Origin of the sequence: Streptomyces sp. NPDC047453 (genome assembly GCF_040643155.1) — a bacterium.
In the GTDB taxonomy this organism is placed as follows: Bacteria; Actinomycetota; Actinomycetes; order Streptomycetales; family Streptomycetaceae; genus Streptomyces.
This window is the reverse complement of the sequence record NZ_JBEYTS010000174.1, coordinates 1-1,622: the sequence shown is the minus strand read 5'-3', so window position 1 is coordinate 1,622 and position 1,622 is coordinate 1. Positions and strand designations below refer to the sequence as shown.

General features: G+C 66.4%; 1 protein-coding gene. It reads right to left on the bottom strand.

Features of this window, described 5'->3' with window-relative positions:
• Window positions 1-560: 560 nt before the first annotated feature.
• Complete coding sequence (locus tag ABZ818_RS42750; protein ID WP_361427738.1) at window positions 561-1,256, bottom strand: DUF4190 domain-containing protein; 696 nt, start codon at window positions 1,254-1,256, stop codon at window positions 561-563.
• Window positions 1,257-1,622 lie beyond the last annotated feature (366 nt).

The window sequence follows — 1,622 nt, the reverse complement described above, 5'->3', positions numbered from 1 at the left end:
GCCGGCTGTTGAACCCCGCCGGCCGTCTGACATCAGCGGCTGACATCAACAGTGGCGCACACGGAAGTTCAGCAGGGCCCTACCCGTGGCGCCCGGACGACGAACGACCAACCGAATAGGCAGTCGGTGGACCCGGCGTTCACAGGGTGCACGCGCCTACGGATCAGATGGCGTCTACCCAGAGCGTCAGCCGGGCCAAAGCGCCCGCTGTTCAGAGGGGTAGGTGCGAGCTACGGCCCCTGGAATCCGCGAATCCGCCGAGTCGAGGCGGGGGCTTTCGTATGCCCGCCTTAAGATCCGTGCACGTGGCGCACACCTTCGAGGCAGGCCACCCCAGCCGGATAAGACTTTCCCTGCTGCCATCAAGGCGGCTCGCTCCGCTCCCCGCGCGCGGCCCGGCCCCCGGCCGGGCCTGCGCTCATGTCTCCGCCCCGCTCCAGCCCGGCCGGCGCCCGTGCCGCGCTGCGACTCCATGGTCTCCATGGTGCAGCGAGCCCCGCCGCTGCGGGGTGCGCGGCGAGGGCCTGGGGGTGGTGGTCAGCGTCGCGCGACGTCAGCGATCAGAAGTCAGTTCGGGACGCTTTGATGGTCTTGCACTCGAGCTTCTTGGCGTCCTTGATCTCGTCCGCGTTCACCAGCGCACCAGCGTCCTTGTCGGTGAACTTCTGGCCCGGGGCGAGGTTCTCGGCGGTTGACATGAAGTCGTCGACCTTCTTGCCGTCGGCCAGGACCTCGCCCTCAACGAAGTACGAGTATCGGCGGTCGCCGTTGTTGGCGTAGTCGACGTGGATGGCCATCTCCTTGATGTCGAAGTCGCCGGTGACCACGTCGCACTTAGTGACCTTGAAGTCCTTCATGACCTCGGACTCCTTGGCGCCGCCGGTCTTGGACTTACCGTCGCCGACGGTGGCGGAGTCATACGACTTGTCCAGCTCCTCACTGGCCTTGTGGACGGCGGCGTAGAACAGGGCGTTCATGGCGAAGAACATGATGATCGCTATGGCCGACGTGACGAGGCCGGTGATGCCGGCGCCCTTGCCCTTGCGGACCTTGCCTGCCTTGGACAGGCCGATGGCGCCGAAGATGATGCCAAGGATCGCGAGCGGCCAGACGACAACGTTGAGGACAGGGATGAAGCTGACTACGACGGCGATGATGCCGAGGACGAGTGCGGTGGTGGCCAGGCCGTTGCTGCCGGGCTGCTGGGGCTCGCCGTAGCCGGGCTGCTGGGGCTGGGGCGGGTACTGCTGGCTCATGGTCCCCCCTGGGGCTTGCGTTGTGGCTTGCGGGTGTGGGACCTGTGGAGCTGCTGTGTGGTTGCCTCGATCTGGTGTTATTCACCTGATCGTTACGAACTGCCGGGGACTGCGAGGCCGGGCCCCGCTGCCTGTCAGTGAGTGAGCTTGCGGTGGGCGTCAGAGAGGCCGTTTCCGGGAGGCACTTGAAGGTCCCTACGACGGCTATCCCGTGGTGCGCCGGGAGAGCGTCGAGCGCGCTCTGGACCGGAGTTGGTGCTGCACGCGCCTGCGGATCAGATGGCGTCTACCCAGAGCGTCAGCCGGGCCAAAGCGCCCGCTGTTCAGAGGGGTAGGTGCGAGCTACGGCCCCTGGAATCCGCGAAT